Origin of the sequence: Saccharothrix hoggarensis, assembly GCF_042678885.1 — a bacterium.
Taxonomy (GTDB): domain Bacteria; phylum Actinomycetota; class Actinomycetes; order Mycobacteriales; family Pseudonocardiaceae; genus Actinosynnema; species Actinosynnema hoggarensis.
On sequence record NZ_JBHTLK010000049.1, the window covers coordinates 12,536 to 36,804 of the forward strand.

General features: G+C 65.4%; 18 protein-coding genes. 10 read left to right on the forward strand and 8 right to left on the reverse strand.

Translation table 11 applies throughout. The features are described from left to right. The first annotated feature begins 22 nt into the window (after nucleotides 1-22). A complete protein-coding gene (locus ACFQ3T_RS12150; protein WP_380723342.1) occupies nucleotides 23-172 on the forward strand; it encodes a hypothetical protein in 150 nt (49 codons plus the stop codon). Nucleotides 173-248: 76 nt separating this feature from the next. Here ACFQ3T_RS12150 and ACFQ3T_RS12155 read toward each other — a convergent pair whose 3' ends face one another. From ACFQ3T_RS12155 to ACFQ3T_RS12170, 4 genes are all read right to left on the reverse strand, one after another. Beyond that, entirely contained in the window at nucleotides 249-1,625 is a 1,377-nt protein-coding gene (locus ACFQ3T_RS12155; protein ID WP_380723343.1) for an SAVED domain-containing protein, read from the reverse strand. A 95-nt stretch (nucleotides 1,626-1,720) separates the two neighbouring features. Beyond that, nucleotides 1,721-2,185 carry a Mov34/MPN/PAD-1 family protein gene (locus tag ACFQ3T_RS12160; RefSeq protein WP_380723344.1) on the reverse strand — a complete coding sequence of 155 codons (465 nt, stop codon included), beginning with the start codon at nucleotides 2,183-2,185 and terminating at the stop codon, nucleotides 1,721-1,723. Continuing rightward, the gene (locus ACFQ3T_RS12165) at nucleotides 2,182-3,726 is read right to left on the reverse strand and encodes a ThiF family adenylyltransferase (RefSeq protein ID WP_380723345.1); all 1,545 of its coding nucleotides are present in this window, start codon (nucleotides 3,724-3,726) and stop codon (nucleotides 2,182-2,184) included. Before ACFQ3T_RS12165 ends, ACFQ3T_RS12160 begins: the two co-directional genes overlap by 4 nt. Next, nucleotides 3,723-4,757, reverse strand: coding sequence for an SMODS domain-containing nucleotidyltransferase (locus ACFQ3T_RS12170; RefSeq protein ID WP_380723346.1), 1,035 nt, complete (start codon nucleotides 4,755-4,757; stop codon nucleotides 3,723-3,725). Before ACFQ3T_RS12170 ends, ACFQ3T_RS12165 begins: the two co-directional genes overlap by 4 nt. 374 nt (nucleotides 4,758-5,131) lie before the next feature. Between ACFQ3T_RS12170 and ACFQ3T_RS12175 the strand changes: the two genes are divergently transcribed. From ACFQ3T_RS12175 to ACFQ3T_RS12190, 4 genes are all read left to right on the forward strand, one after another. Beyond that, on the forward strand, nucleotides 5,132-5,881 hold the full coding sequence (locus ACFQ3T_RS12175; protein WP_380723347.1) for a hypothetical protein: 750 nt from the start codon (nucleotides 5,132-5,134) through the stop codon (nucleotides 5,879-5,881). 100 nt (nucleotides 5,882-5,981) lie between these two features. Next, nucleotides 5,982-6,458: a very short patch repair endonuclease gene (locus ACFQ3T_RS12180; protein WP_380723348.1), complete on the forward strand. Its 477-nt coding sequence runs from the start codon at nucleotides 5,982-5,984 to the stop codon at nucleotides 6,456-6,458. 347 nt (nucleotides 6,459-6,805) lie between these two features. Beyond that, nucleotides 6,806-8,191, forward strand: a complete 1,386-nt coding sequence (locus ACFQ3T_RS12185; protein ID WP_380723349.1) for a hypothetical protein — start codon at nucleotides 6,806-6,808, stop codon at nucleotides 8,189-8,191. Then, complete coding sequence (locus tag ACFQ3T_RS12190; RefSeq protein WP_380723350.1) at nucleotides 8,188-12,423, forward strand: hypothetical protein; 4,236 nt, start codon at nucleotides 8,188-8,190, stop codon at nucleotides 12,421-12,423. The genes ACFQ3T_RS12185 and ACFQ3T_RS12190 overlap by 4 nt, the downstream gene beginning before the upstream one ends. An 881-nt stretch (nucleotides 12,424-13,304) precedes the next feature. On the opposite strand, the gene ACFQ3T_RS12195 is transcribed toward ACFQ3T_RS12190, so the two are convergent. From ACFQ3T_RS12195 to ACFQ3T_RS12210, 4 genes are read right to left on the reverse strand one after another with little or no spacing between them, the layout of a single operon-like run. Beyond that, nucleotides 13,305-14,237 carry a hypothetical protein gene (locus tag ACFQ3T_RS12195; RefSeq protein WP_380723351.1) on the reverse strand — a complete coding sequence of 311 codons (933 nt, stop codon included), beginning with the start codon at nucleotides 14,235-14,237 and terminating at the stop codon, nucleotides 13,305-13,307. A gap of 50 nt (nucleotides 14,238-14,287) precedes the next feature. Next, nucleotides 14,288-14,494 (reverse strand): hypothetical protein, encoded by a 207-nt coding sequence (locus ACFQ3T_RS12200; protein ID WP_380723352.1) that lies wholly within the window; start codon nucleotides 14,492-14,494, stop codon nucleotides 14,288-14,290. Continuing rightward, nucleotides 14,491-15,117 carry a helix-turn-helix domain-containing protein gene (locus ACFQ3T_RS12205; protein ID WP_380723353.1) on the reverse strand — a complete coding sequence of 209 codons (627 nt, stop codon included), beginning with the start codon at nucleotides 15,115-15,117 and terminating at the stop codon, nucleotides 14,491-14,493. Before ACFQ3T_RS12205 ends, ACFQ3T_RS12200 begins: the two co-directional genes overlap by 4 nt. Next, the gene (locus ACFQ3T_RS12210) at nucleotides 15,114-15,344 is read right to left on the reverse strand and encodes a hypothetical protein (RefSeq protein ID WP_380723354.1); all 231 of its coding nucleotides are present in this window, start codon (nucleotides 15,342-15,344) and stop codon (nucleotides 15,114-15,116) included. The genes ACFQ3T_RS12205 and ACFQ3T_RS12210 overlap by 4 nt, the downstream gene beginning before the upstream one ends. A gap of 738 nt (nucleotides 15,345-16,082) precedes the next feature. On the opposite strand from ACFQ3T_RS12210, the gene ACFQ3T_RS12215 reads away from it, so the two are divergent. The 5 genes from ACFQ3T_RS12215 (at nucleotide 16,083) to ACFQ3T_RS12235 (ending at nucleotide 24,018) form a co-directional block, all read left to right on the forward strand. Then, on the forward strand, nucleotides 16,083-16,430 hold the full coding sequence (locus tag ACFQ3T_RS12215) for a hypothetical protein (RefSeq protein ID WP_380723355.1): 348 nt from the start codon (nucleotides 16,083-16,085) through the stop codon (nucleotides 16,428-16,430). A gap of 974 nt (nucleotides 16,431-17,404) precedes the next feature. Next, complete coding sequence (locus tag ACFQ3T_RS12220; protein WP_380723356.1) at nucleotides 17,405-18,865, forward strand: arabinofuranosidase catalytic domain-containing protein; 1,461 nt, start codon at nucleotides 17,405-17,407, stop codon at nucleotides 18,863-18,865. 615 nt (nucleotides 18,866-19,480) lie between these two features. Continuing rightward, nucleotides 19,481-20,821 (forward strand): glycoside hydrolase family 43 protein, encoded by a 1,341-nt coding sequence (locus ACFQ3T_RS12225; RefSeq protein WP_380723357.1) that lies wholly within the window; start codon nucleotides 19,481-19,483, stop codon nucleotides 20,819-20,821. Between the two features lie 134 nt (nucleotides 20,822-20,955). Then, entirely contained in the window at nucleotides 20,956-22,317 is a 1,362-nt protein-coding gene (locus ACFQ3T_RS12230; protein ID WP_380723358.1) for a family 43 glycosylhydrolase, read from the forward strand. A gap of 231 nt (nucleotides 22,318-22,548) precedes the next feature. Further along, a complete protein-coding gene (locus ACFQ3T_RS12235; RefSeq protein WP_380723359.1) occupies nucleotides 22,549-24,018 on the forward strand; it encodes a family 43 glycosylhydrolase in 1,470 nt (489 codons plus the stop codon). Nucleotides 24,019-24,269: the final 251 nt, after the last annotated feature.

Genomic DNA, 24,269 nt, shown 5'->3' on the forward strand with positions numbered 1-24,269 from the left:
AACCGTCGGTGGAGGTGGGCGCGTGCCCGATGAAGAGAACGACCAGCGACCGCCAAACAAGATCGAAAAGACCCGTCGCGAGAGCCTGTCCGAACAGCTGACCCTCGTCCTGTGCGCCCTGGTTCATGTGGTCGCATTGGTCGGCGAACTGGTTGACCTGCTCTCCAGTTGACGAGCTGGTGGCGTCCGGCACGGGCGCCACCAGCGTGGAGCAGAGGGTGCACATCGGATGAAACGAGGGGACCTTGTCAGCTGTCGACTTCGAACGCCGGGGTGTACCCCTGGCCCATACCGAGGTGTTCGTAGGCGACGGTGACCCGTGTGCGGTTCCACCTGTGCCCGAGCATGAGGGCAAGGCCGCCTGGCCCGGCCATGAAGAGGTGGATGCGCTTGGCACTCGGCAACTCGTCGAGTTCGGCGCGGACCAGGTTCCGGATCGTTTCCGCATAGGTGACGGCCTGTTCCGATCCGTCGATGGATTGGTCGTCGCTCCCACCGCCTGGCTGGATGGTGAGCAGGTGGTGGGCTGGGATGCCGTTGCGCTGCAGGAATTTGATCACGGCCGGTGTCGGGTCGATGGCGAAGCCAAGGGCCACGGCCAGATCAGGACCCAGGTTCAACTGCTGCCGCTGCAGTTGCGGTACGGGGATCGGGACCTTCCGGGCATCGGTCGACCACAGATGATGACCTTGGAGGTATCGCAAGGTGTGACCTCGGACGCTGGGAAGTGCGGCACCGACGCGGAAGAACGTCGCTTGGCGCATGGCACCGCGGACGACGGTGGAGCGCCAACCGCTCTCCTCCAGTGCTGCTGCCGCGTCCACGATTTCCTGCTCCATGCGGGCCCAGCCCGAAGCGTGCCGTGGCTGAACACGGACCTGGGGTTTGTCACCGTCGAACAGGTGGACCCAGTCCAGGGCGATGGTGGCTTCCTCGGCATGAGGATCCCTATCGATGGCTTGTACGACCAGGACCGCTGACGGGGGAGCTGGGTGCAGGGACTCCACTGCGCTTCGGATGTCCTGCTCGGGTACGGCCCGCTTGCCACTGGTAACCCAGCCCTCAGCAATGTTCAGCCCATGCTGGAGTGCCGAATCACTGCCGTCGAGACCAGCAGCGACCATCAGCGTGCGGACGTGTTCCTCCTCGGCACTGACAATCCTCCCTGTGACAAACTGCAGGTGTTCCAGCATCACGAGCAGTTCAGGGCGGCTCGCGCCGACGTGGTCCGCCCAGCGCTCTACAGCTCGCCCGGCTGTGCTGATCTGCTCCACCTGTTCCGCGTACGGCATCAGCAGGTCGGTGCGGCCGTCAACGTGCCCGAGCAGCGGGTCGGTGCGATCCAGGGCCCGGTTGGTGATCAGCCGCAGTGCGGGAGTCGCGCCGTTGGCGCTGAGCGTGAGGTAGCTGGCGTACAGCTTCTGCAGCAGCGACTTGCCTTTGCCGGACGTGGCGGTGAGAAAGCCCTCGTTGACCAGGTCAGCAGGGTTAGTCGCCCATTTGACCTGCGCGAAGATGTCAGGTTCCCCGGTACAGCTACGCAGGACCACGTCGTCGACGTTCCCGACCCCGTTGATCTCCACCTCCACCTGCGAGAAGCGGCGCTCGGGGCCGATCACGCGCATGGCAGCCCCCCACACGAACAAGTCCTGGAACCTGTCCCCGCTGCGTCGAACGCCCGACCTGGATGGTGGACCCGCTGCTGGGCGTTGTCCGTTCATCAAGCTTCCTGCCCCTGCCGTGGCGTTGACGAGGCGCGAGTGCTGGGGTGCGCGCCGTGATGCGCGACAGTGATCTCGATCGGGCCATCGGTGCGGTGAACGAGGAGGACCAGCGGATGCTCGTAGGCGATCGATGCCCGTCGTATGGACATCAAGTCTTGGCCGCTCGTCCCACTCCCCACCGGGTGGCTGTGCCAGTCACCCACGTACCCGAGCCACGGGTGCTCGTGTTCGGCGAGTGCCGTGTCGAGGGCAGCCTGCGCCGAACTCTCGTCCCTGCACCAGGAACTCACTGTTGCATTCGGGTCGGATACCTCGATGGCGTATCGGATGACCACTCGGCCGTTGGTCCACCAGCCCAGCAGCAACCCCCCGGTCTCCCGTGGGTACGCGGCTGAGGCCAACGCGGAGATCGTGGTCACTGCGTCAGCGTGCACCTCGGTCTGGGTCTTCCTGGGCTTCATGACGCCGCATCTCGCAGGACGTCGCTGGTAACCGTGCCCATCCGGTTGTAGAGCGGCTCAGGTTGAGGGCGCCGCACGACGGCCATGCTTGCAGGCAGTGCACACGTGAGCAAAGCAGCGTCGACGACGACTTGGTGCGCGAGTTCCGCTGCGGCCAGTACCGCGCCTGGTGGTGTCGGCGAGACCGTGCTGCCGCAACCGCGCTCTTGGAGTCGGATGCTGCTGTCGAGGCGGGGAAGAGCGGGTAGGTACTTTTCGCCGCTGCGGAGGGGCATCCGATCCACTCTGAGGACATCGCCATCGCGCTGCACGCATGCCGAGACCACCGCGTGCCCCGTCGCACGGCCGATCGAATCGGCGGCCGTGGCCAACAGGCTGCTCGCGTAGCCACTACCCGTGGCATCCAGCACCACTTGGTGGTCGCGAACGAGGGCTTCCGCTTCCTCCAAATCGACAAGAGGACCCCGAGGTACGTGGATGCCGGTGACGTCGGCGTCGACAGCCACCAAACATGCCCGTACCGCTTCGGTCTTGGGCCATCCGACGTACCTGTTGCCAGCGAGGTGCCGCACAACGTTGCCGGGGCGGAGGCGTTCCCCGTCGACGAGCGTAAGCCTGCGCGCACCCGCTCGGAAAAGCGTGTCCGCCGCGAAGGAACCTATTGCGCCGCAGCCTACGATCGCGATCCGAGTGGTCAACAGCTCCGGAGCAGCCGAGCCTGCGCGCAACATGCACGTCGCAGCGCTGGAATCAGCGCTCTCACAGGCGGTGACTCGGATGGCATTCGACGACTTTCGAACCCTTGTCACGAGGACGCCTTGCCTCGTGCCGCGCACGTAGAGGAAGAGGATGTGCGTAATGGCACCGACGGCGATCAACCGCCCCACCTCTGCGACACGAGGACCGAGCGCGACGGCGACGTCGTCCCAAGATCGCAGGGGGCTCGTCATGCAGCCGAGATCGGCCACCCACGCCAAGTTGCGGTCCCTGCGCCGTTGTCGTCGACCCGTGTCGAGATCGCCGACTCGTCGGCGCTCGTTCGTGATGACGATCGTGTGCGGGTTCGGTCCAGGCCCGGTGCGTACGGCGCGATCAGGTATCAAGGCGGAAACGTCGTAGAGCACCAGCCTGCGATCGATGTGCTCCCGCTCCAGGTAGCGCTCCAGGTCGCAGTCGTCATCACCGGGCCAACCGGCCGCGCTCTTGCAAAGCCAGCCACCGATGCGGTCGAGCAGCACATCCGGGCGCAGCCAGGGGGCCTGGTCGACCGCCCAATCATCCGTCCAGAGGCACAAGGAGCCGTCAGCATTCGCGTGGAACGTGGTCTCGAACGGCCCCCCTGCGTCCAGCAAGATCACCTTGGGAGGTAGGAACGGGAAGGTCGGCCCATGCCTGATCACCACACGAGCGATGTGGATCTGGTCAGTCGTCGAGTGGTGCCATCGCACAGGGCCGCAGAGGTGATCACCGTCATCGGTGAACCCGAGTGCCACCAGTCGTTCGCGCCACTGGTCCGCAGCCGCCGCGAAGGGGCTGCTCATGCGTACCGATCCTGCCCCGCCGGCACGGCCGGGGCTCCCCTGACGAGGGCGCGACCTGAAGACTTGGTGGACCCGTCGGGGTTGCAGTAGTCGGGTAGCGGGAACACGTATTCAGACTCTTCGGTGTTCTGTGTTTCACCCAGCAAGTTTCGCCACAGCACTGCAGACTTACAGGGGTCCTCTTCCTTGAGCGCCTTCTTCGCCAAGGAAGCCGCTTCGGCGATCCTCTCGGCCGCTGCCTCGATCTGCTCTGCCGTTGCCTTCGTCTTGATCGTCCGATCGTCGAGGGTGGGGTCGTCCGGTCCCTCATCCATGTAATCGGGGAGTCGTTCGGCGATTTCTCCCAGGATTACGGGCAAGTAACCGGCGATCGTGCTCTCATCGGGCTGCAAGTCCTGGAATGCATGGTAGGCGAGTACTTCGAAGTAGTAGCCGCCAGGCTGGTCATCCACCCAGGTTCGCCGAACCTGTCGGATGAGCTTCACCATCGGCACGTAGATGCCGCTCTCATCGTCGTCCGGGTTGAGCAGGAAGTCTTTGTTCGCGGCTGTCGTGAGTTCGGCCATCTTGATCGGGTTGGTCTCAACCCAGCTCGCCCGCCCGTCGTCTTCGATCTTTTCCGGGATCTGCCAGTGGTCATCCGGGTGGTCCGCGCAAGGGCGGGCGATGACTACGTCGACGGACAGGTCGAAGTCGGGAAACTCGATCATCACCGAGCGGTGCTGGCGCTTCACGCAGTACGGGAAGGCTTCCTCCAGGACTTCGGTCACATGATCGAGTATGTCTCCAGGGCGCAGCGATGACGTCGCCTTGGTCAGCCGGGCGAACACGTCGACGTCCTTGACCCGCTTGATCGACACGTGCCGACCGTACGACCCGATCAGGAACGTCGATATGCCGAGCTTCTTCAAGCGGTCATCTGCTTTCAGCGCCTCGGTGACCTGCTTGTGCGCTTCCTGAGCGTTCTTCGCGTCGTCCTTCGGTTCGATCTTGCTCAGTGCAGCTTCGAACGACTTGGCCAGGTTTGCCATCAACCGCCCCCTCCCGCTTTGGTGACGCTTGCGATCGGATGAGCGCAAGAGGCGCCACGGCCGAGTGGTTGAACGATGGTAACCGCGACCTTCAACAATGCAACCATTGTGACGCTGATCACACGAGCGGATACGCAGAGTGAAGTTGGATGGAAATTGGCACTGGGTAGTCAACTGCTTTGGAAATGCTCAATCGAGCATGGATAACGACTGTCTCTGGTTATGAGGGTTACCTGTACGAGTACGCGATCGATCCAATGCGGATCGACACGACCTCAACGGTTACGTGTGTGAGCCATCGACGATAATCAGCTGCCGCGCAGCCCGAACTTGGTCCATGCCGGCTCTTGGCTGCTTGACATAGGGGGATGGGCATGAGGATCTTGGCTTGGGCGGGCGATCGTGTCTTCGGTGCCAGGCGCCACCTGGAGAGCGTGTTCATCGCGGTCCTGTTAATCCCGGTCGTCCCTGACCTGTTCGTCGACTGGCTCGGCGACCCCGGTCGGCCCCAGCGCAACGGGTTGCTGCGAGTGCTGGCCGTGGTCACGGTCTTCACCCTCGCGGTCCTAGTCGGCATCGCGCGCAGCGCCTGGGTCCGTCATCGAGGCGAACGTGCTCGCAGACCTTTCACCCCGCTACCTGCCGCTGACGTCTTGGTTCTGCCGATCAGCGTTCGCTCGGACCCGTACATGCGCAAGCAGCGCCGTGACCGAGCGCCGGAGGTCCCGGAGTTCCTCTGTGAGGAGAGCAAACCCAAGACGGTCATCGGGGTCTTCACCCCACGAACCGCGCCAATGGCAGACGACCTCGCGACGGAGTTGGCTGCTGACGGCATCGCGTTCCAGCCCGTCCTGATCGACGACGCGCACAGCCCGGTCGCCGCGGTCGAGGACAGCGACAAAGTCCTCGACCAGCTCCGCGCTCTCAATGTCTCTGCCGATCGCGTGCTCATCGATGTCACCGGTGGCAGCGTCCCGCTCACCCTCGCGATGATGCGCGTCGCCGCGCTCCTCGGTGCCCGCTGCGTCTACGTGTCCGCTGACGTCGATTCCGAGGGGCGCCGCGTCCCCTACAGTCAACGCGGGCACGCCTTCGACCCCCGAGCCATCACGGGTGATGCCTGACCGGGTCATACCTGGCCGAGCAACGAGTAGGCGCGGCAAGCCGCGACACCCTGTGTCCCGATGCAGTCAAATTGTCGGACGTCGTTGGCAACCTGGAGCAATGTACAGCTACTTGAACCCTGGGCCGACGCCTCCTGCTGCGAACCCCGACGCGGCGAAGCTGATGCGGCGTATCAGGAGGTCGGGCACGAAACCGGAGCTGGCGTTGCGCAGCGCGCTGCACCGGAAAGGACTGCGCTTCGTCGTGGACCGCTCGCCACCCGGGACGGATCGCCGCAGGCGGGTGGACATCCTGCTGCGCGGTGCCCGCATCGCCCTGTTCGTCGACGGTTGCTTCTGGCACTCCTGCCCGGTGCACGGCCAGCTCCCGCAGGCCAACCGAAAGTGGTGGAGGCTGAAGCTTAGGGGGATCGCGTTGCGTGACCGCGACACGGACGCCCAGCTCGCCAAGGCGGGGTGGTTGGTGGTTCGGGTGTGGGAACACGAAGACCCCGCGGAGGCCGCGCAACGCGTGCTCGAACTCGTCGCGATGCGTACCGCATGGTCAGCGGTTGGTCCAACTCACTCGAGTGGTTGAACGCAACCGCGCTCATGCGCCCTACGACTCTGCGCTTGGCGCTTCGAACAGCACGGGAAGGAGCCTCAGCAGCCGCACGTCCGGTAATGGTGGATCATATGGTATCGCAGTGCTGTTGATTCTTTGTGATGTGTAATACTCCTGGTGAAGGGTGAATTGAAGGGCTCTCCGCTAGAGGGCGGCGGGGATTGTCGGTGTCCCGCCCTAGTCTGCGGTGCATGTCGAACTCCACAGGGCGCCGGCGCCAACGGCGGCCGGACCGGGCAGCTCGGTCTCGGGGCGGGGCGGGTGCATCGCCTGAACGCCATGTCAACGGCCTGACGACCCCATCAGTCGATGACGCGCAGGTGGCCATGGTGCTGGGTGCGGAAGAGATCGATTCAGCATTGTTGATCGAGATGTTGCTCCCAGTGTTGTGGCTAAGCCGTCTGGAGGCGTTTGCGGTAAACTCTTCCGTCGAAGGGGCGATGGTGCTGCATCACGCCTACGAACAATTTGGTATCACCTCCTACGTGTACACCGTCACATTCTCAATCACAGATTCGTCGACCGATTGGTCGACGAAATATGGACGTCTCGACCCGCGCTGGGACGCCGGAGTTCTGGATGGACACTGCCTATTGTGGCTTCCCCAGTCGGGCCGGGTCGTCGACGCGACGGTGGAGCAGTTCTCTACGGCGCCCGGTTCTATGCCCCAACTGTTGGTCGGCCGTGGGACAAGTTTGACCCCGCCAGAACGGACCTCCGCTGGAGGTGGGCTTGCCGCCGGCACGTTGCTCCCGGTGCTGAGCCCTGTCGGCCTACTGCATTACGAGCTGACGGGCCCGGAGTACCGGGATCTCGTCTCCTCATCGCTAACGCAGGAGGCCAACGAGCAGTACAGACGTGCTGGCGTCAACCTCGCCAGTCGCGCATTGACCCTGCTGCGCGTCGGCCCGGTCGCTGAGCGGGTGCGCAAGGTGCCGTACCCGCGCCTGCATGCTCTGCTCGACGCGGTCGGAAACGCGGAGTTCGTGGTCGAGCCCAATGGAGACTTCTTCTTCACGATCCGCAGCGACGACGTCGAACGCAGTTTGCGCCTCGATGCGATCACGATCGAGGTCGTCGACGCATTGGTGTCCCGCTATCCGGAAGATCGAGAACCTCGACCCGGCCCGGAACACGACCTGGTCAAAGAAACGCTGTCGGACGTCGCCACCGAAGCCCGGGTATTGCGGTCCGGGACCACAGCAACGGGTGGCGGTGACGTTCCTATTGTGCTTTTCGAACCGCGCGGCGCTGTCGGCGTCCAGGTGCGTGGCTTCGCAACGCTCGAAGCTCAGGCGGAGGGCATCATCATGGCCGGGTTCAGCCGGTTCTTGCCGAACTTCACGGCCGTGCCCCGACTGTCGTCCTGGTCGGTTAGGCATACACCAGACGGCCTCGAGCTATGGGATGGAGGTGGCATCTGGGCGCGTGCCGAATTGTCGGTCGACGATGAATGGCTCGCCGCAGCAGAAGCACACCAGATGGTTCGCGTAATCTACGGGGTGTTCGTCGGAGTGCGGGTCCCTCATGGGCGTGTCTCGTACACCGACGCCGACCGTGAGGTCGAACTCGTTCGGGCCAGGCATTCCGGTATTGTTGCCGTGGCCGAGATTCCCTGGGCCGGAAAACACAAGGCCCCAGGCTCGCGTTGGTGGCACTGGAACCGGCGTACTGCGTCCCGTTGGACTGTGCGGAGGACGTCGTGAGTGGCGAGTTCGGTCTGGCTGGTTATAGGTTCCAGTATCACGTCATCGTACTGACCGCGTTGGAGCTGTGGTGCGGATCGGATGACCGAGGTGTCGAGTCCATAGTGATCGAAGGACGTCCTGGTGCTGAGAAGGTCGACTACGAATTGATCGGCCGCATCAGCACCGACGACGGGGTCGTCCAGGTCAAGAGTCGCTGGGGTTCCAAGGCATGGTCTCCAACTGAACTGCTCGGCCTGCTCATGTCGTTGGAGCGGGACGCGAGCGGGTCCGCACGGCTCGAGCTCGTCGCGAACGGGACGTTCAGCTTTAAGGCGCGACAGTTCATCGAGTTGCTTGACCAAGCGCACGGCCTTAGTGACGAGAACCTGGCACGAACCGTGAAGCAGTTGACGACCACGCGGAAGCCAGACGTCGCGATGCTGGAGGCGTTACGGCGGTCGTCGGTCCGAGTTCAGCCGTACGGGTTATCCGAACTGCGTGAACGGGTACGGAATCAGCTCCGGCGGGTTCGCTCGGCGGCTGGACAGGGCATTGGTGTTCAGGCAGCCGAACTGCTTCGCGCCTACCTGCTCGGATTGGCCATGGACAAGTCTGAAGCCGACGACGTCGCAGGCCGCACGTTGCACCGCGGCGAGTTCCTAGAGGCGTTGAGTGCGTCACGAGCCGATGTGGAAGCAGCCCTCGCGGCCAGATGGGGGGTGCCGATCGGACTCGTCAATCGCGAGCACGCCGTTCGACGTGATGAGTTGCTCCAGGAGGTGACGAAGCACCTCGCGGGGGAGGCCGGACTGCACACGACGGACGGGCAGGTTCGGACGTGTGTGCTGACCGGCCCCGCTGGTATTGGCAAGACCACATTGGCTCAGCAGTACGCCCTCGACAACGCTGCCGAGTTCGATTGGATCTACCAGCTCACCGTGCACGGTGACGATGATGTGACCGCGAAGGGCGAGGTTCTAGGTGAGGAACTGGAGCAGTTCGCGTCATGGCTCGAGGGCAGGGGCGTCACGATTCGGCGCGGTCCGCACCGGTCACCGGCGGACGCGGCGGGTGCGGTCACTGAGGCCCTCGCCGGGTGCTCGCAGTCATGGTTGTTGATCCTGGACAACGCGACGGCGGCCGACACGATTGCGTCGCTGCTGCCTGCCTCCGGATATGGGGCGGTGTTGATCACCACCCGGAACAGCGCCTGGCATAGCCCGCACCCCATCGTCAAGGTCGATGAACTTACGTTGGAGCAGGGGCGTGCCCTCATACAGCGGAGGCTCGCAGACCTGGACCTCGCCGACGCAGATGCCGATGCGTTGTGCAGTACGTTGGGCGGCTTCCCTCTGAGTCTGGTCACGGCCACCAGCTACCTGCGCAGCACCCGGGAATCCATCGGGAACTTCCTCGAGACCCTAGGTGACGAGGTGCGTCGACTTGATGCGCTGGATTTCCCTCTCCAACGCCTGGACGACTACCCGCGCACCGCAGTGGCGGCAGTGAACCTCGCGTTGCAGCGACTGCGCGCACGGGAGGGGAATCTTCCCGCCGACGCAATCGCCGTCCTGGCGCGTGCCAGCGTCGTCTTCCCGGACCGGATCCCGGTGCAACTCCTGGCCACCGACCGCAGCACCTTCATTGCCTCGGTGGCCGCGCTGACGGAGCTTTCGCTCATCGACCGCTGGCAGGACAGCGCGAAGCGGGACTGGGTGCGTGTCCACCGAGCCGTCCAAGACGTCGTCCGCGCCGAACTCGGCATGCACCCGGATGAGCTTCGAGAGACATTGCTCGCTGTGGAGTTGGCCGCCACCGACCTGATGGTCGACTGCATGAGAGCCATGGACATGGTGACCGGTGGGGCGTTGCGCCTGCACGCCATCACGCTCGCGGAACGCCTGGTGCAGCACGGCGCGCAGAGCTGGCAGACCACCACAGCGATGCTGTCCAACGCGGCATCGATCGCGAGGTTCCAGGGTGATCTCGCCGACGCGCAACGCCTCGTCAAAGAAGCGTTGGACCTAATACCGCCTGGTGACTATGACCCGCAGATCGCTGGCCGACGCGGGCGGACACTAGCCACGCTGGCACAATTGCAACTCGAACACGATGAGGTTGAGGACGCGCGATCGACTCTGGAAGCGGCTCGACGCGTCCACGACATGCACCGGATCATTCCCGCGCACTTCGAGGCGTTGGTCGAGTGCGTGGCGGTGCAATGTCGGCTCGAGGCGCACCTAGCCACCGATCAGGCCGAGGTGCGTGCGCAATTCGAGAAGGTGAAGGCCTTGCCTGAGCCTACGCACCAAGCAGCATTGGTGCGCGCCTCATGCCTGGTTACGATCGCACGGGAGATGGTCTGGAAGGCGGGTGTACGTTCCGATTTCCGAGACTGTGCCGAACAGTTGCTCGCCTTGATTGGTCATCGCGACCACGAAGAACCGGCCGCAGCTGCTACGGCGCACATGGCTCTGGCTGAAGCGCACGGGTCAGAAGGTGCAGTCGATGCAGCCTGGCGACACTTCCGACAATTCAAGCAGATCGTGTCCGGCATCGCTGGGATCGATCCGGCTTTCGAAGTGGACGAGTCGATCGAACTCGCCTTGGGGTTGCTCGGGGTGTGCATGGACGAGGTGACGGGATTTCCGTACCGCGACATCAGCCGGCTCATCCAGATGCTCCTGGCGGACATCGACGACCAGGTGGCCGAGGTTGACTGGGCGGCTACGCAACGCGACTGGATGAGCATCAGGCTGAGTTCGCTGAAAGCCCTCTATGCGGCGCAGAACGGCCACGTCGACGAGTATCAGCGGTATGCTCGGGAGGTAAAGCGCCTCGTGCGCCAGTACCGGAAGAAACTGCCGGGCAACGTCGAAGCCATGGCTCGAAACATTCGAGTGGTTGCACCTCTCGCGAGGTTTCAGCAGACCCGCAGGCTAGGACTGAAACCTGGGGAGAATCTGTCGAACTCGCTATCGGCCCCAGCCAGGCCCAAATATGAGCCGGAACGCTGCCGTCACTTCGATCTACTGCCGACCCGACCGATACCGTCTGACGTAGAGGACGCTGGCGCAGAGGTGCCTGGAGTCGGAACCGAACTCGTGGTTAACCGGGTGCAAGGTATCGCCACGCACACTGCGCTGCTCGACGAGCTCATCGGTGACGACCTGCCGTCTGCACAGGAGGTTGAGGACGTGCTGCGGGAGCCTGTCACGAAGCCCCAGGTTGCTGTTGATCACCTCATCGGCGCCTGGCGCCTGATCGACACGGTGTCCTACAGGATCGGTGAAATCACGGGAGAGTCGATCGACGATGTGCGGAACAAGTGCAAGGACAGCCTGATCCGATCCCAACACGACAACATGGTCGACACCGTACCGACGCGCATGATCCTTCACTGCTTCAACAGCGGATGGTACCCGGAGTTGAACCAGATCCTGACGCAGTTGGATCGAGACGGGATGGTACGCGTTCTCGCCGACCTTATCGGGGTCGAGTGTCAACTGGCCGAGGAGCTCGCCGGTCTGACAGGTGCCTCTGTAGCGGAGGTGGTTTCCCAGATACGCGGTTTGGCGACTGACTTCGATGGTACGGTGCGATACCCAGGAGGGAACTCGTACAATGTCGCGACCGGAACGATCAGGATTGGCCGCTCCATAACCGGTAGTGACATGTCGTTGTGGCTCAATGACCCGGAAACCGGCACCGTTGACCACGTCTGGATCCTCGGTGACAGCGGTGCCGGAAAGTCCAACTCGTTGCGCATCGTGTTGCTGGAGGCGGTCGGGTCCGGATTGTTCCACATTTTCCCATCCGACCCGCGCAACGAGCACGGCTTCGATCGCCTCTGGCGTTCCGCCGTAGACACTCCGGCGTGGATCGCCACCAACGCTGCGGACACGATGAGGAACCTTGAGGCGGCGGTTAGGGTGGTTAAGGCCAGGGCTGCGTCGGAGAGCGTGTCAAGTCCGACCGCGGAACGTCCCGGAATCCTATTCGGGATCGATGATGCGGATGACGTCCTTCGGCTTCCGAGAGGTCGGGAATTGATTCGCTACATCGTGACGCACGGTCAAGCTGTCGGAGTGGGAATGGTCGCAGTTATTCGGGACCTCGACTGTGTCGGCGGTGATGAGGTCCTGTGTCGGGAAATTGCCAATGCGCGCAGCACGGTCTTCGTTGGCTTGGTCACGTCCGACAAGTGGGAGGAGTTGCGATCTGATTACCAAAGTCGGCCACAGGAGTGAACTGGGTTGGTCGCAGGCCAGTCGCTGAGGCTAGAGGCTCAGTGGGTGGATCAGTCGATATTGGCAGGTCGTCGTGGCTGTGGAACGAAGGGTGAGGTAGTCATCATTAGCGCACACCTCGATTATCTCGACAAGCGAAGTGCTGTAGTCCTCGCCAGCCTTTTCGTGGCAGTCGCTGGTCATCCGGCTCCGCTCATGCTACGCCAGCGGCTCACCCTGATTCGACAAGGCCCAGTCCCGTACGGCGTATCTTGTTAGCTCCAGTAGGGGTATGAGGGCGAGTATCCTGTGGAAGCAGCGGGGCGCGTGCTCGATTCGGTCGCGATTCGCACTACGCGGACCATAGGCGATCCAACTCGATCTAATAATGAAGCATGCCTCGCCCGGAAGGGCGGGGCATGCTTCAGAGCGGTTCGCCGCTTGCAGGTTCTCCTGGGCGTCCTTGAACGACCATCGAAGCGTTCACTGGACTACTGGTCGCATCGCTTCAGTTGAGGAATCGCGTAGCCGGTGACCTAAGGGCATAGTGGTGTGGGGGAATGTTTGACCCCTTGAAGTTTCGCTCAGTGTTCATGTCGATGCTCGTGAGTACGCTGTCGCTTGCGCGGTATAGAATGCGCTCAACCCCGGCGAGATCTATCGCTGGCAGTTTCCAGTTGCATTGCGAGAGCATCAGTGAGGTGCTGTTGAACGCAGTGTTCGCCGACGATATACAGCATCACTTCGGGGTCCGTATCTAATACTTGATCTCTGCGATCAACTCGTCCGGTGCTGCGGAAGCAGCTCTCACGCGTGCGTGACTTGGATTCCGGCCCGGTGAACATAGGCAGGGCTGGGAAGGAGATCACCCGCCCTTCAGTCCACCTCCTGCTCGGTGGTGCTCATGCGGTAGTCCGGCGTAGGGCGTCGCGGACATCGCGGGCCGTGTCGGTACCGCAGCCCAGCGCCTCCCGTAGCCGCGTCGCGGACGGGTCGGTGGACAGCTGGCCGGCGGCGATCATCCAGCGAGCGCGGTCTACCAGTAGGGCCACTCGGTCGCCGGTGGTCCCACGCTGCGCCGCTGTGCTGCCAGGCGCGTTTTGCCTGTACTTCGGGCTGGTGCGGGTAGGAGTAGGGGCTACCGGTGGGCCGTGGTCGAGGTCGGCGAACGCCGTCCAGATGATTGGCAGCACTGCCACGGCGCCGACCGCGACCAGTGGGCCGATGGCGTGGGCGAGGAGCTGCATCGGGTCGAACCGCGTCCACGGCACCGACACCCACGGCAGGTACGGCCACACGTTCAAGGTCAGCGTCACCGCCAGCGCCCCGTACTCGACCACCGTCAGGTGTGGGTGGTGCAGCACCCGGCCGCGGGTCGCCAGGAACGCCCGTGTCCCGACCACCACCAGCATCACCGTCGAGATCACGGGTTCCACAGCCCAGGCGCCCCACCACGCGGCGGTGCGTTCGACCATGCCTCGGGTGAGCGTGTGGTGAACGCCGGTGGTGGACCACGCCAGTGCCCCGACCAGTGCCGTCAGTGCCGCGGAGGTGAGCACCAGGCGCACCCGCGATGCCTGCCAAGCCCGTGCGGCCGGGTCCTGGGCGAGGGTGTGCAGGCGGGCGGCTTCGGCGGCGCGTTTGCGGCTGCGCCGGACCCGGTCGGTGTCCACCAGCAGTGGCGCGGCGTCGGCCTGCAACTCCAGTAGGAGGTGGGCTTCGTCGACCTCGGCACGTAGGTCGCGGACCCGCTTGGTGGCCGGTGCGATGGCGGGTGGGGTCGGGTCGGCTTTGGTGGGGGCGTGGGTGGCGACGTAGTTCTCCAGCTCGGCCACGGCGCGCTCCACGTCGTTGTCGTTCGGCTCGGGGAAGGGCGTGGAGGTGTTCATCGCCGCACTCCGCAGTCGTCGCCGGGGCAGTCCACGATGTGCCAGGTGCGGCGCGCGGCGGCGCTGCGGCCCGACAGCAGGTTGGTGGCGTCCCGCAGCCGTTCGGCGGCGATGCGGTCCTCCAGGCAGTGCGGTGAGGAGCGCCAGCCGCTGAGGTGAGCGAAGGTCGGCGGCTCCTTGTAGAACAGGTGGACCCGGCTCATCGGGCACCTCCGCTTCGCCGCGGCGCACAGCGTGGGCACGGCACTGATCGTGTGCGGTCTTCGTCCTGCCACACGACGCGTGCGCTGACTGGGTCGGAGTCGCGGGCGTCGCACTGCCCGCACACCGGTGGGACCGCCGAGCGTCCGGTGGCGGGCGCGCTCGGCGTGGGACGGTTATCTGGACGGTTGAAGGACGGTTTGGGCGTCGTGGTGACGCCCCCGTTGGTCGCTGTTGACGCCCCCAGGCGCTTCTGCTGACGCCCCCGGCTGGTCGGAGGGGCGCCGTCCTGACGCCTCTCGTTCGAGGCTGTGGACAACTCGGGGGACAGGAGGTCGTAGACCTGGGGTCGTGCGTTGGCCTCCGGGATCTTGGTGTCGCGCACTCGCGTGTTGCCCGCACAGATCAGGCCCAGCTCTTCCAGCGACCGCAGGGAACGCTGGATGGTCCGTCGGGACAGACGGGTGTAGCGCACCATCCGTTCGACCGACGGGAACGCGTCCCGACCGTCGGGTCCGGCGTGGTTGGCGAGTGCGATCAGTGTGATCGCCAGTGTCGAGGCGTCCTTGCGGTCCGTGGGGATGGGGGCGCGGTTGAGCGCCCAGTCGATGGCCTCGATGCTCACCAGGCACCGTCCACGGCACGGGCGCGGTAGAGGAGGCTGGCGACGGTGCCGACGATCGAGGTGTCCTGGTCGGCCAGCCACTCGATGACGTGCCGGTCGTGCTCACCCAGTTCGACGCCGTCCAGCAGCTCCAGGAGGGCGGCGGCACGGTCGGCGTGGCGACGAGCGCGCCACTGGTCGGTGGTCTCGTCCGGCTGCTGGCTGTCGAGGGTTTCGGCGCCGCTCATGTCGAAGGGCGGGCGAACGCGCCGCGGTGGCCGTCGGAGCGGCGTAGTGGGAGTGGGGAAGTTGGTGGTGCTCATCGTGAACAGGACCTCTGGTGCTCGGGTCCCGCCTCACAGGCGTCTCACGAACCTGTTAGACGGGGCCGGAATGGAGGCCCTGACCTGGATTGCCGCCGGACTCGACCAGCCACAACGGACTGGAGGAGACCATTGTGGACACCCCTTGTCCCGCTGGGGGTCAAGGGGTCGCAGGTTCAAATCCTGTCGTCCCGACGGCCGAAAGAGCCCGCTAACCAGGTATAATACCTGGTTAGCGGGCTCTTTTGTTTCCATATGTGGATCTTGGCCTTGATCATGTGCTCGGACGCCGGGATGAGCGTGGCGCTGCCCTGTTTGACGAACTTGATCCGTCCGGCCCGCATCTGCCGCAGCCTGGGCATGGAACAACAGGCGCGATGGCCAGCCGAACTGGACCGGCTACGAAGGCAGGCACGCCCGTCGCAGCAGACCCGACGAGCGGCATGTACTCGTCCCGTCGTCCAGCAACCGAACAGGTCCTGAGCCCCACCGACCCCGCCACCCACCAAGCACCGGCCGTCCTCGTGACGAGCCACCGCAACGCGTGAACATCCGCACATGCCGACGAGAGCGGGACGGCTCCGGCAAGATCGCGCTATGACGACGGGAAGGTACGAACCGAACCAGTTGCTGGGCAGACTGGTCGGGTCTCGGCTCTACCCGGTGCAGTTCGTGCACGACTACCTCCAGCTGCGCTTTGACGCTCCCGGCACGGAGCAGCCGGTTCTCAACTGCTACGTGATGCCCACGGCCATTGTCGAGGAGCGCCGGTACACCGACGGCCCACCCGGCTACGCCGACGCACTGCGCTCGTTGATCTCCGCGACCGTCGTCGCCACCGAGGAAGCCATCGGCATCGGACTGCGGATCGAATTCGACAACGGCACCCTGGTCCTGCACCCCACCCCCACCGAACTCGACGGGCCCGAGATCGCCATGTTGAACGGCTTCACCGACGGCCAGTGGATGTGCTGGCGCCCAGGAGAAGACTCGTTCGAAGACCTCGCCTGACGCACCGGCACCGTCCCTCCACCCACCCGCAGCACCCCGCCACCCGAACGTCCGCACATGCCGCGATGCGGGTGGCCCGGCCGCTTGCTCGTGCCACTCCACCAAGCAAGGCGCCCATCAGAAGCGGAGCAGAGCCCCGACCCTGTGCTTCGCTGAACGCGGCGGCGCGGCGTGTCGGCTTGGGTGCCGAACCAGCAGCTCGACACCGGGCAAAGAGTTGGCGCTCACATTCGATAGGTGTCTTTTAGCGCCAACCGGCCGGTTGCAGCCTGCACGGTGAACTCGGCCTGATCCCGCACGTGGAATACGAGAGCAACCACCACCGCGCAACTGCGCCCGCCTTGACGTCAAGCGGTGATCACATTCCCCATCAAACCCGGTACTTGGTGCCGCTTCGGATGCGGCCAGGGTTGTCGAATATAGCCAGAGGTGTCGTTGTCGTCAACGGTTGTTATCGCTCACATGGCTTCGATGATCTTCGAATAGCAGGAGCCGACGGGCATTTGTCCGGCGTCTGCGCACTTCATGCGAGGGTATTGACGTTCGGTTCACGGTCCGTTACTCCTGCCGGACTGCCTCCAAGCCACTGGCATGTTAGCGTGGACGTAGATATGTGCGTCTCATCGCACGGTGTGGGCTGGGGCTGGTCAGACTGCGGTTGACGGCTGTTGACCAGTTTCGATACTGGCCACCTCGTGGCCTGCCCGGAATATTGACCGACATCAATAGTAGTCATTAGTTTGTTGCCTCGACAGACGAGCCAAGCGGTACACGGAACAGCTCGATCGTAGTGCGGAGAGCTCAATGGCGAACTCACCCGAACCAGGCCGGACCCGATGGCGACGCTCGCCGCTGTGGTTGAGCCGTGCCCAGGTGCAGACCTGCGGACGCGCCGATGTCGCTCGTGACCGCCTCAGAGTCTCCCTCACCACGGCACAGCCGTCCGCGCTCGGCCTGACACGACGAGGAGAGTCATGGAAGTTCGAGCCATCACACGGGTCACCGTGGCGTTCGCGACCGGAATCGCACTCACCGCGGTGCCGTTCGCCTCGCCGGCGAACGGCGCGACCGAAGGGCCGTGCGACATCTACGCGGCCAGCAACACGCCGTGCGTGGCGGCGCACAGCACCACGAGGGCGCTGTACGGCGCGTACAACGGTCCGCTGTACCAGGTCCGGCGCTCGTCGGACAACGCCACGCGCGACATCGGTCCGCTCACCGCGGGCGGGGTCGCCAACGCCGCCACGCAGGATTCGTTCTGCGCCGGCACGACGTGCCTCATCACCGTCCTCTACGACCAGTCCGGCCGCGGCAACCACCTCACCCAGGCGCCTCCCGGGGATTTCCTCGGCCCGGCTCCGGGCGGCTATGACAACCTCGCGGTCGCGACCGCGGCGCCGGTGACCGTCGGCGGGCAGAAGGCGTACGGCGTGTTCATCTCGCCCGGCACCGGCTACCGCAACAACAGGACCAACGGCATCGCCACCGGCGACCAGCCGGAGGGCATCTACGCCGTCCTCGACGGCACGCACTACAGCGACGGCTGCTGCTTCGACTACGGCAACGCGCAGACCGACGGCAAGGCCGACCGGCAGGGCATCATGGAGACCGTCTACTTCGGCTCCAACAACTGGTGGGGGTCCGGGGACGGCCCCGGCCCGTGGGTCATGGCCGACTTGGAGTGGGGGCTGTTCTCCGGCGTGAACCCCCGTTACAACCCGAACCCGACTATCACGCACCGGTTCGTCACGGCGATCGTCAAGGGCGAGCCCAACCACTGGGCCATCCGCAGCGGCAACGCCCAGTCCGGTGGACTGTCGACCACCTTCGACGGGCCACGCCCCAACGGCTACCACCCGATGCAGAAGGAAGGCGGAATCCTCCTCGGCATCGGTGGTGACAACAGCATCGGTGGTGCCGGCACCTTCTACGAAGGCGTGATGACCTCGGGCTACCCGACCAACGCCACCGAGGACGCCGTGCAGGCCAACATCGCCGCCGCCGGCTACGCGGCCGGGTCGGTCGCTCCGGTCAACCGCATCCAGTCCTACAACTTCCCCGACCGCTACATCCGCCACGTCGACTTCGACGCGCGCATCGACCCGAACGTCAACCCCGCCCAGGACGCCCAGTTCCGCTTGGTCCCCGGCCTGGCAGGCGCGGGAACCGTGTCGTTCCAGTCGGTCAACTACCCCCGCCACTACCTGCGGCACAGCGGTTTCGACTTCGTTCTGGCGGCCGACGACGGCAGCGCGACGTTCAAGGCCGACACCGCTTTCCGCCAGGTCGCGGGCTTGGCCGACCTGTCTTGGTCGTCGTTCCAGTCCTACAACTTCCCCGACCGCTACATCCGCCACCAGGACTACCAGCTGCGGCTGCACCAGATCTCCGATGCCATCGGCCGCGCCGACGCGACCTTCAGGCTGACGGGATGACCCCGCACCGCTGAGCCTCATTCCACGACGGGACCTGCACGACCGACAGGACTGACTACGCCCTTCAGACGGGGCGGGGGCCGCTCGTGGCCCCCGCCCCGGTCGGGCGCCGAAGTCGGTCGTGCGGTCTGAGCCGCGGTCAGGTTGCTGTGGGCTCCCGCTCGTTGATCAGGCCGCCGCTGACCTGTCGACGTGCGGCCCGGCTGGGGGAGGGTCCGGCTCGGGGCGACCGAGCCCGGTACGTCCTGGTGCCCGCCCGGCTGGTCGAGCGCCAGGGCACCGCCCCGCCGCGCGTGCGGTGACGCCGCGGGTGGCCGAGCGGTGGACGGTGCCGGGCACCGGATCGCGAGTTGGCGGTGACCTTGCTCTTGACATCCGCGTGGCCTTGCGCAGACACTGAAGTACCACAGGATGTTAACGTGAACATTGCTTCCGGCAACTCCCGCTCTTTACGCGCCATGTACCACCCCGCGCCATGTTGACGTAAACATGGTGCGGGCGGTCGGCACCCCGGCCGTGCTCCTCCAGCGCCACAGCGCTGCCGCCGGTGGTGACCGGCTTATCGGCAAGGCCGCTGCAGCCGACGCTGCACGCAGTCCGTTCCGAGGAGAGACAATGACGTCCCCCCGCTCGAGGATCGCCGCCGCCGCGGCGACCCTGCTGACCACCTTGGCCGCCTCACTGTTGGTACACCAGCCCGCCGCGCACGCGGCAGGTCCTGCGCCGCACTACGTGATGACGGCGTTCACCAACAGCAGCGAGTCGAACATGTACGTGTACGACTCGGCGAACGGGACGAACTTCAACCTGGTTCGCTCCAACGCGTACACGCCGCCGTCCGGGCTGATCCGCGACCCCAGCGTCATCCGGCACACCGACGGCTACTACTACATCGTCTACACCACGGGCTGGACCGGGAACACGATCGGTTTCGCCCGCAGCGCCGACTACACGACGTGGACGTTCCTGCGCAACGTCACCGTCGGCCTCAACGGCTCCACCGGCAGCACGTGGGCCCCGGAGTGGTTCAAGGACACCGACGGCAGCGTGCACGTCGTCTTCTCGGCGTCGACCACGGGCACCGCGGGCCAGTTCCGGCCCTACCGGATCACCGCGACCGACAGCTCGCTGTCGGCGTGGACCGCACCGGTGGCGCTGGGCATCCCGGCCAACTACATCGACAGCTTCATCGTCAAAGACGGCGGGACGTACCACAACTTCCTCAAGAACGAGACGACGAAGTACATCGAGCACGCCACCGCGACGTCGCTCAACGGCCCGTGGCAGTTCGTCGGCACCGGCGACTGGGCGGGTTGGGGCTCGGGCCTCGAAGGACCCGCGCTCGTGCAGCTGCCCGACGGCCGATGGCGGATCTACTTCGACCAGTACGGCGCCAGGCGCTACTTCTACGCGGACAGCTCCAACCTGAACACCTTCGGCGCCAAGGTCGAGCTGTCGGAGCTGTCCGGCACCGCGCGCCACTTCACCGTGCTGCGGGAGAACGTTGGTGACAGCACGGCGGTGCCGACGGGCAGGCGTTGGGTGCGTTCGGTCAACTTCCCCGACCGGTATGTCAGGCACCGCAACAACGTCGCCTACGTCGAACCCGTCGGCACCGCCACCGATCGCGCCGACGCCACGTTCACCGTCGTCGGCGGGTTGGCCAACGGGAACTGCTACTCGTTCGAGTCGGTCAACTTCCCGGGCCACTACCTGCGTCACAGCTACATGAAGCTCGTGCTCGCCCGCAACGACGGATCGGCCGTCTTCCGCGGTGACGCGACCTTCTGCGGCCGGGAGGGCCTGGCCGGGGGCGGCTCCACCTCCTTCGAGTCCTACAACTTCCCCGGCCGCTACCTGCGGCACTTCGGCTTCGAGATGCGCCTGGACCTGAGGAGCACGGACACGGTGTTCGCCCGTGACGCCTCGTTCACCATGACCTCACCGCAAGCCTGACGATCGCGAGCCTGCCGGGTTCGGTGCGCGGACCACGTCACCGCGCACCGTCCACCGGGCAGTGCTGCACGCCCATGTCCCCGACCCCAAGCCGTTCGTCGATCACCACACATCCGTTGCCAATGGAGGCAGCCATGTCGACCGCTCGATCCCGGCTCACCGGAGCCCTTCTGCTCATAGCCGCGCTCTTGACCACGTTGGTCAGCGCGCCCACGGCGTCCGCCGTCATCGGTCCATCCCTCGTCGGCGCCGGGTCCGGTCGCTGCCTGGACGTGGTGGACAACAACGCCACCCCCGGCACCGAAGTGCAGATCTGGGACTGCAACGGGCAGGTGAACCAGGGCTGGGAGTTCACCGCCGCGGGCGAGATGCGGACGTTCGACGGCACCCGGTGCCTGGACGCCTACAACTTCGGCACCGCGCCGGGCACCCGGCTGGTGAGCTGGAACTGCACCGGCGCGGCGAACCAGAAGTTCCGGCGCAACGGCGACGGCACGATCACCGCCACCCAGTCCAACCTGTGCCTGGACGTGCTCAACCACGGCACCGCCAACGGCACGCGGGTGATCCTGTGGAGCTGCACCGGTGCGCCCAACCAGCGCTGGTCCACCGGACGGTCTGCCTACCCGAACCCCGGCTACGTCACCGGTGACATCGGCGTGCACGACCCGACCGTCGTCAAGCGCCCCGACGGCAGCTACCTGGTCGCGTACACGGGCGACGGCATCCCGTTGAAGACCTCCACGGACCGGATCGCCTTCCGCAACATCGGTGCCGCGTTCCCCGGCGGCACGCCGTGGGCCAACGCCTACACGAACAACAGCCCGCAGCTGTGGGCGCCGGACATCTCCTTCCGCAACGGCCAGTACTACATGTACTACTCGGCCTCGACCTTCGGTTCCATGAACTCGGCGATCTTCCTGGCCACCAGCCCCAGCGGCAACCCCGGCACGTGGACCCACCGCGGCCTGGTCGTGTCGTCCCGTCCGGCCGACAACTTCAACGCCATCGACCCGAACCTGGTCGTGGACGACCAGGGCCGCTGGTGGCTGAACTTCGGCTCGTTCTGGTCGGGCATCAAGCTCATCCCGCTCGACCCCGCCACCGGCCTGCGGCAGGGCACCTCGATCACTTCCATCGCCTACAACGGCGCGATCGAGGCGCCGTTCATCGTCAAGCGCGGCAACTACTACTACCAGTACGTCTCGTTCGACTACTGCTGCCGCGGCGCCCAGAGCAACTACCGCATCATGGTGGGCCGCTCCACCAGCGTCACCGGCCCCTACGTCGACCGCAGCGGCCGCGCGATGACCTCCGGCGGCGGCACGGAGATCCTGGCCGGCCACGGCAACATCCACGGCCCCGGCCACCAGGCCGTGCTCGCCGACACCGACGGCGACATCCTGTTCTACCACTACTACGCCGACAACGGCGCGCCACTGCTGGGCATCAACCGCCTGGTCTACGACGCCGCCGGCTGGCCGACCGTCGTCTGACCACCGATGGACGTCGAGGAGGATTGACGACCAACCGCAGAGCGGTGCTCGCCGCGGCGGCGAGCACCGCTCTCGGCACAGCAGTCACCCGCGGCGACGCGACCATCGGGGCCAATCCCAGGACACATGAGTCGTGCGCGAGGGCAGCGTGTGCAAGTAGAAAACCTCGCGAATGTCAGTGCTATCCGCCTGTGCGTCATCTCGACCTTCGTCCGGAACGAAAGGTCTTCCATGGACACCATCGCACCCCCTTCCAGTCGGCGGCGCATCCGCCCCCGGGTCGCCACCGCGATCATGGTGGTTGTCGCGATCCTGGTCTCGCTCGTCCAGGCGATCGTGGCCGCGGCCCCGGCCAGCGCGGCCTACATCGACACCAACGCCACCTACATCCTGGCCAACCGGCACAGCGGCAAGGTCCTGGAGGTCTTCAACCAGGGCACCGCCAACGGCGCCCCCATCGGCCAGTGGGCACGCAACAACAACGCCTGGCAACAGTGGCAGTTCGTCGACTCCGGCGGCGGCTACTACCGGCTGCGCTCCGTGCACAGCGGAAAGGTCCTCGACATCGCCGCCGCCTCCACCGCCGACGGCGCGAACGTCGCGCTGTGGACCGACCACAACGGCACCAACCAACAGTTCCGCGTCAGCGACAGCGAGGGCGGCCACATCCGCCTGATCAACCGCAACAGCGGCAAGGCCCTGGAGGTGTGGGGATGGTCCACCGCCGACGGCGGCCGCGTCTCCCAGTACACCGACCTGGGCGGCGCGAACCAGCAGTGGCAGCTCATCCGGACCGGCGACCGGCCTCCCTACCCTCGTCCCGGTCTGGTCACCGGTGACATCGGCGTGCACGACCCCACGGTGGTCAAGCGGTCCAACGGCACTTATCTCCTCGCGTCCACCGGGGACAACATTCCGCTGAAGACCTCCAACGACCGCACCGACTGGCGCAACGCGGGCTCGGCGTTCCCCGGCGGAGTCCCGTGGGCCCACCCGTACACGAACAACAGCAACCAGATATGGGCCCCCGACCTCACCTACGTCAACGGCCGGTACTACATGTACTACTCGGCCTCCAGCGTCGGCTCCTCGCGCTCGGCGATCTTCCTGGCCACCAGCACCACCGGCGCCGCGGGGTCGTGGAGGCATGAAGGCCTGATCTACGAGTCGCGCACCGGGGAGAACTTCAACGCCATCGACCCGACCCTGACCATCGACACCCAGGGCGGCTGGTGGCTGACCCTCGGCTCCTACTACTCCGGTCTCAAGCAGTTCCGGCTCGACCCGGTGACCGGCAAGCGCGCCGACTCGACCCTCATCAACATCGCCAGCCGGAACGCGCCATTCCCGCAGCTCCCCATCGAGGCGGCCACCCTCGTCCGCCACGGCGGCTACTACTACCTGTTCGTCTCCTTCGACTACTGCTGCCGGGGCGCCGCCAGCGACTACCGGATCATGGTGGGCCGCTCCACCTCGGTCAACGGCCCGTTCACCGACCGCGACGGGGTGTCGATGATGTCCGGCGGTGGCACGGAGATCCTGGCCGGTCGCGGCAACATCCACGGCCCCGGCCATCAGGAGTACCTGGACGACACCGACGGATCAATCCTCTTCTACCACTACTACGCCGACAACGGGAACCCGCTGCTCGGCATCAACAAACTCGGCTGGGACCAGAACGGCTGGCCGTACGTGTACTGAGCAATCGAGCCACGGGCGTACCGGCCGGCCGATCGAACGATTCCTGATCGGCCGGCCGGTAGCCGTTGGCAGGAAAGGCGCTGACATTCGCGTGGGGAAGGGACTGTCCACAGGTGACTGACAGGGCATCGGCACAGGCCCGGTCCTGCAGGCGTCCACAGTGGGCGGTTGCGCGCGACGGTCAGCGTTCGGGCGTTGGCACGATGCCGGTCTCGGAGGCTGCCCAGGAGGCGAGCAGCGACAGCGCCTGC

Coding starts and splice junctions, on each gene's coding strand:
- ACFQ3T_RS12155 (WP_380723343.1), bottom strand. CDS start 1,625: ATGCGCGTGATCGGCCCCGAGCGCCGCTTCTCGCAGGTGGAGGTGGAG.
- ACFQ3T_RS12160 (WP_380723344.1), bottom strand. CDS start 2,185: ATGAAGCCCAGGAAGACCCAGACCGAGGTGCACGCTGACGCAGTGACC.
- ACFQ3T_RS12165 (WP_380723345.1), bottom strand. CDS start 3,726: ATGAGCAGCCCCTTCGCGGCGGCTGCGGACCAGTGGCGCGAACGACTG.
- ACFQ3T_RS12170 (WP_380723346.1), bottom strand. CDS start 4,757: ATGGCAAACCTGGCCAAGTCGTTCGAAGCTGCACTGAGCAAGATCGAA.
- ACFQ3T_RS12175 (WP_380723347.1), top strand. CDS start 5,132: ATGAGGATCTTGGCTTGGGCGGGCGATCGTGTCTTCGGTGCCAGGCGC.
- ACFQ3T_RS12180 (WP_380723348.1), top strand. CDS start 5,982: ATGTACAGCTACTTGAACCCTGGGCCGACGCCTCCTGCTGCGAACCCC.
- ACFQ3T_RS12200 (WP_380723352.1), bottom strand. CDS start 14,494: ATGAGCCGGGTCCACCTGTTCTACAAGGAGCCGCCGACCTTCGCTCAC.
- ACFQ3T_RS12210 (WP_380723354.1), bottom strand. CDS start 15,344: ATGAGCGGCGCCGAAACCCTCGACAGCCAGCAGCCGGACGAGACCACC.
- ACFQ3T_RS12220 (WP_380723356.1), top strand. CDS start 17,405: ATGGAAGTTCGAGCCATCACACGGGTCACCGTGGCGTTCGCGACCGGA.
- ACFQ3T_RS12225 (WP_380723357.1), top strand. CDS start 19,481: ATGACGTCCCCCCGCTCGAGGATCGCCGCCGCCGCGGCGACCCTGCTG.
- ACFQ3T_RS12230 (WP_380723358.1), top strand. CDS start 20,956: ATGTCGACCGCTCGATCCCGGCTCACCGGAGCCCTTCTGCTCATAGCC.
- ACFQ3T_RS12235 (WP_380723359.1), top strand. CDS start 22,549: ATGGACACCATCGCACCCCCTTCCAGTCGGCGGCGCATCCGCCCCCGG.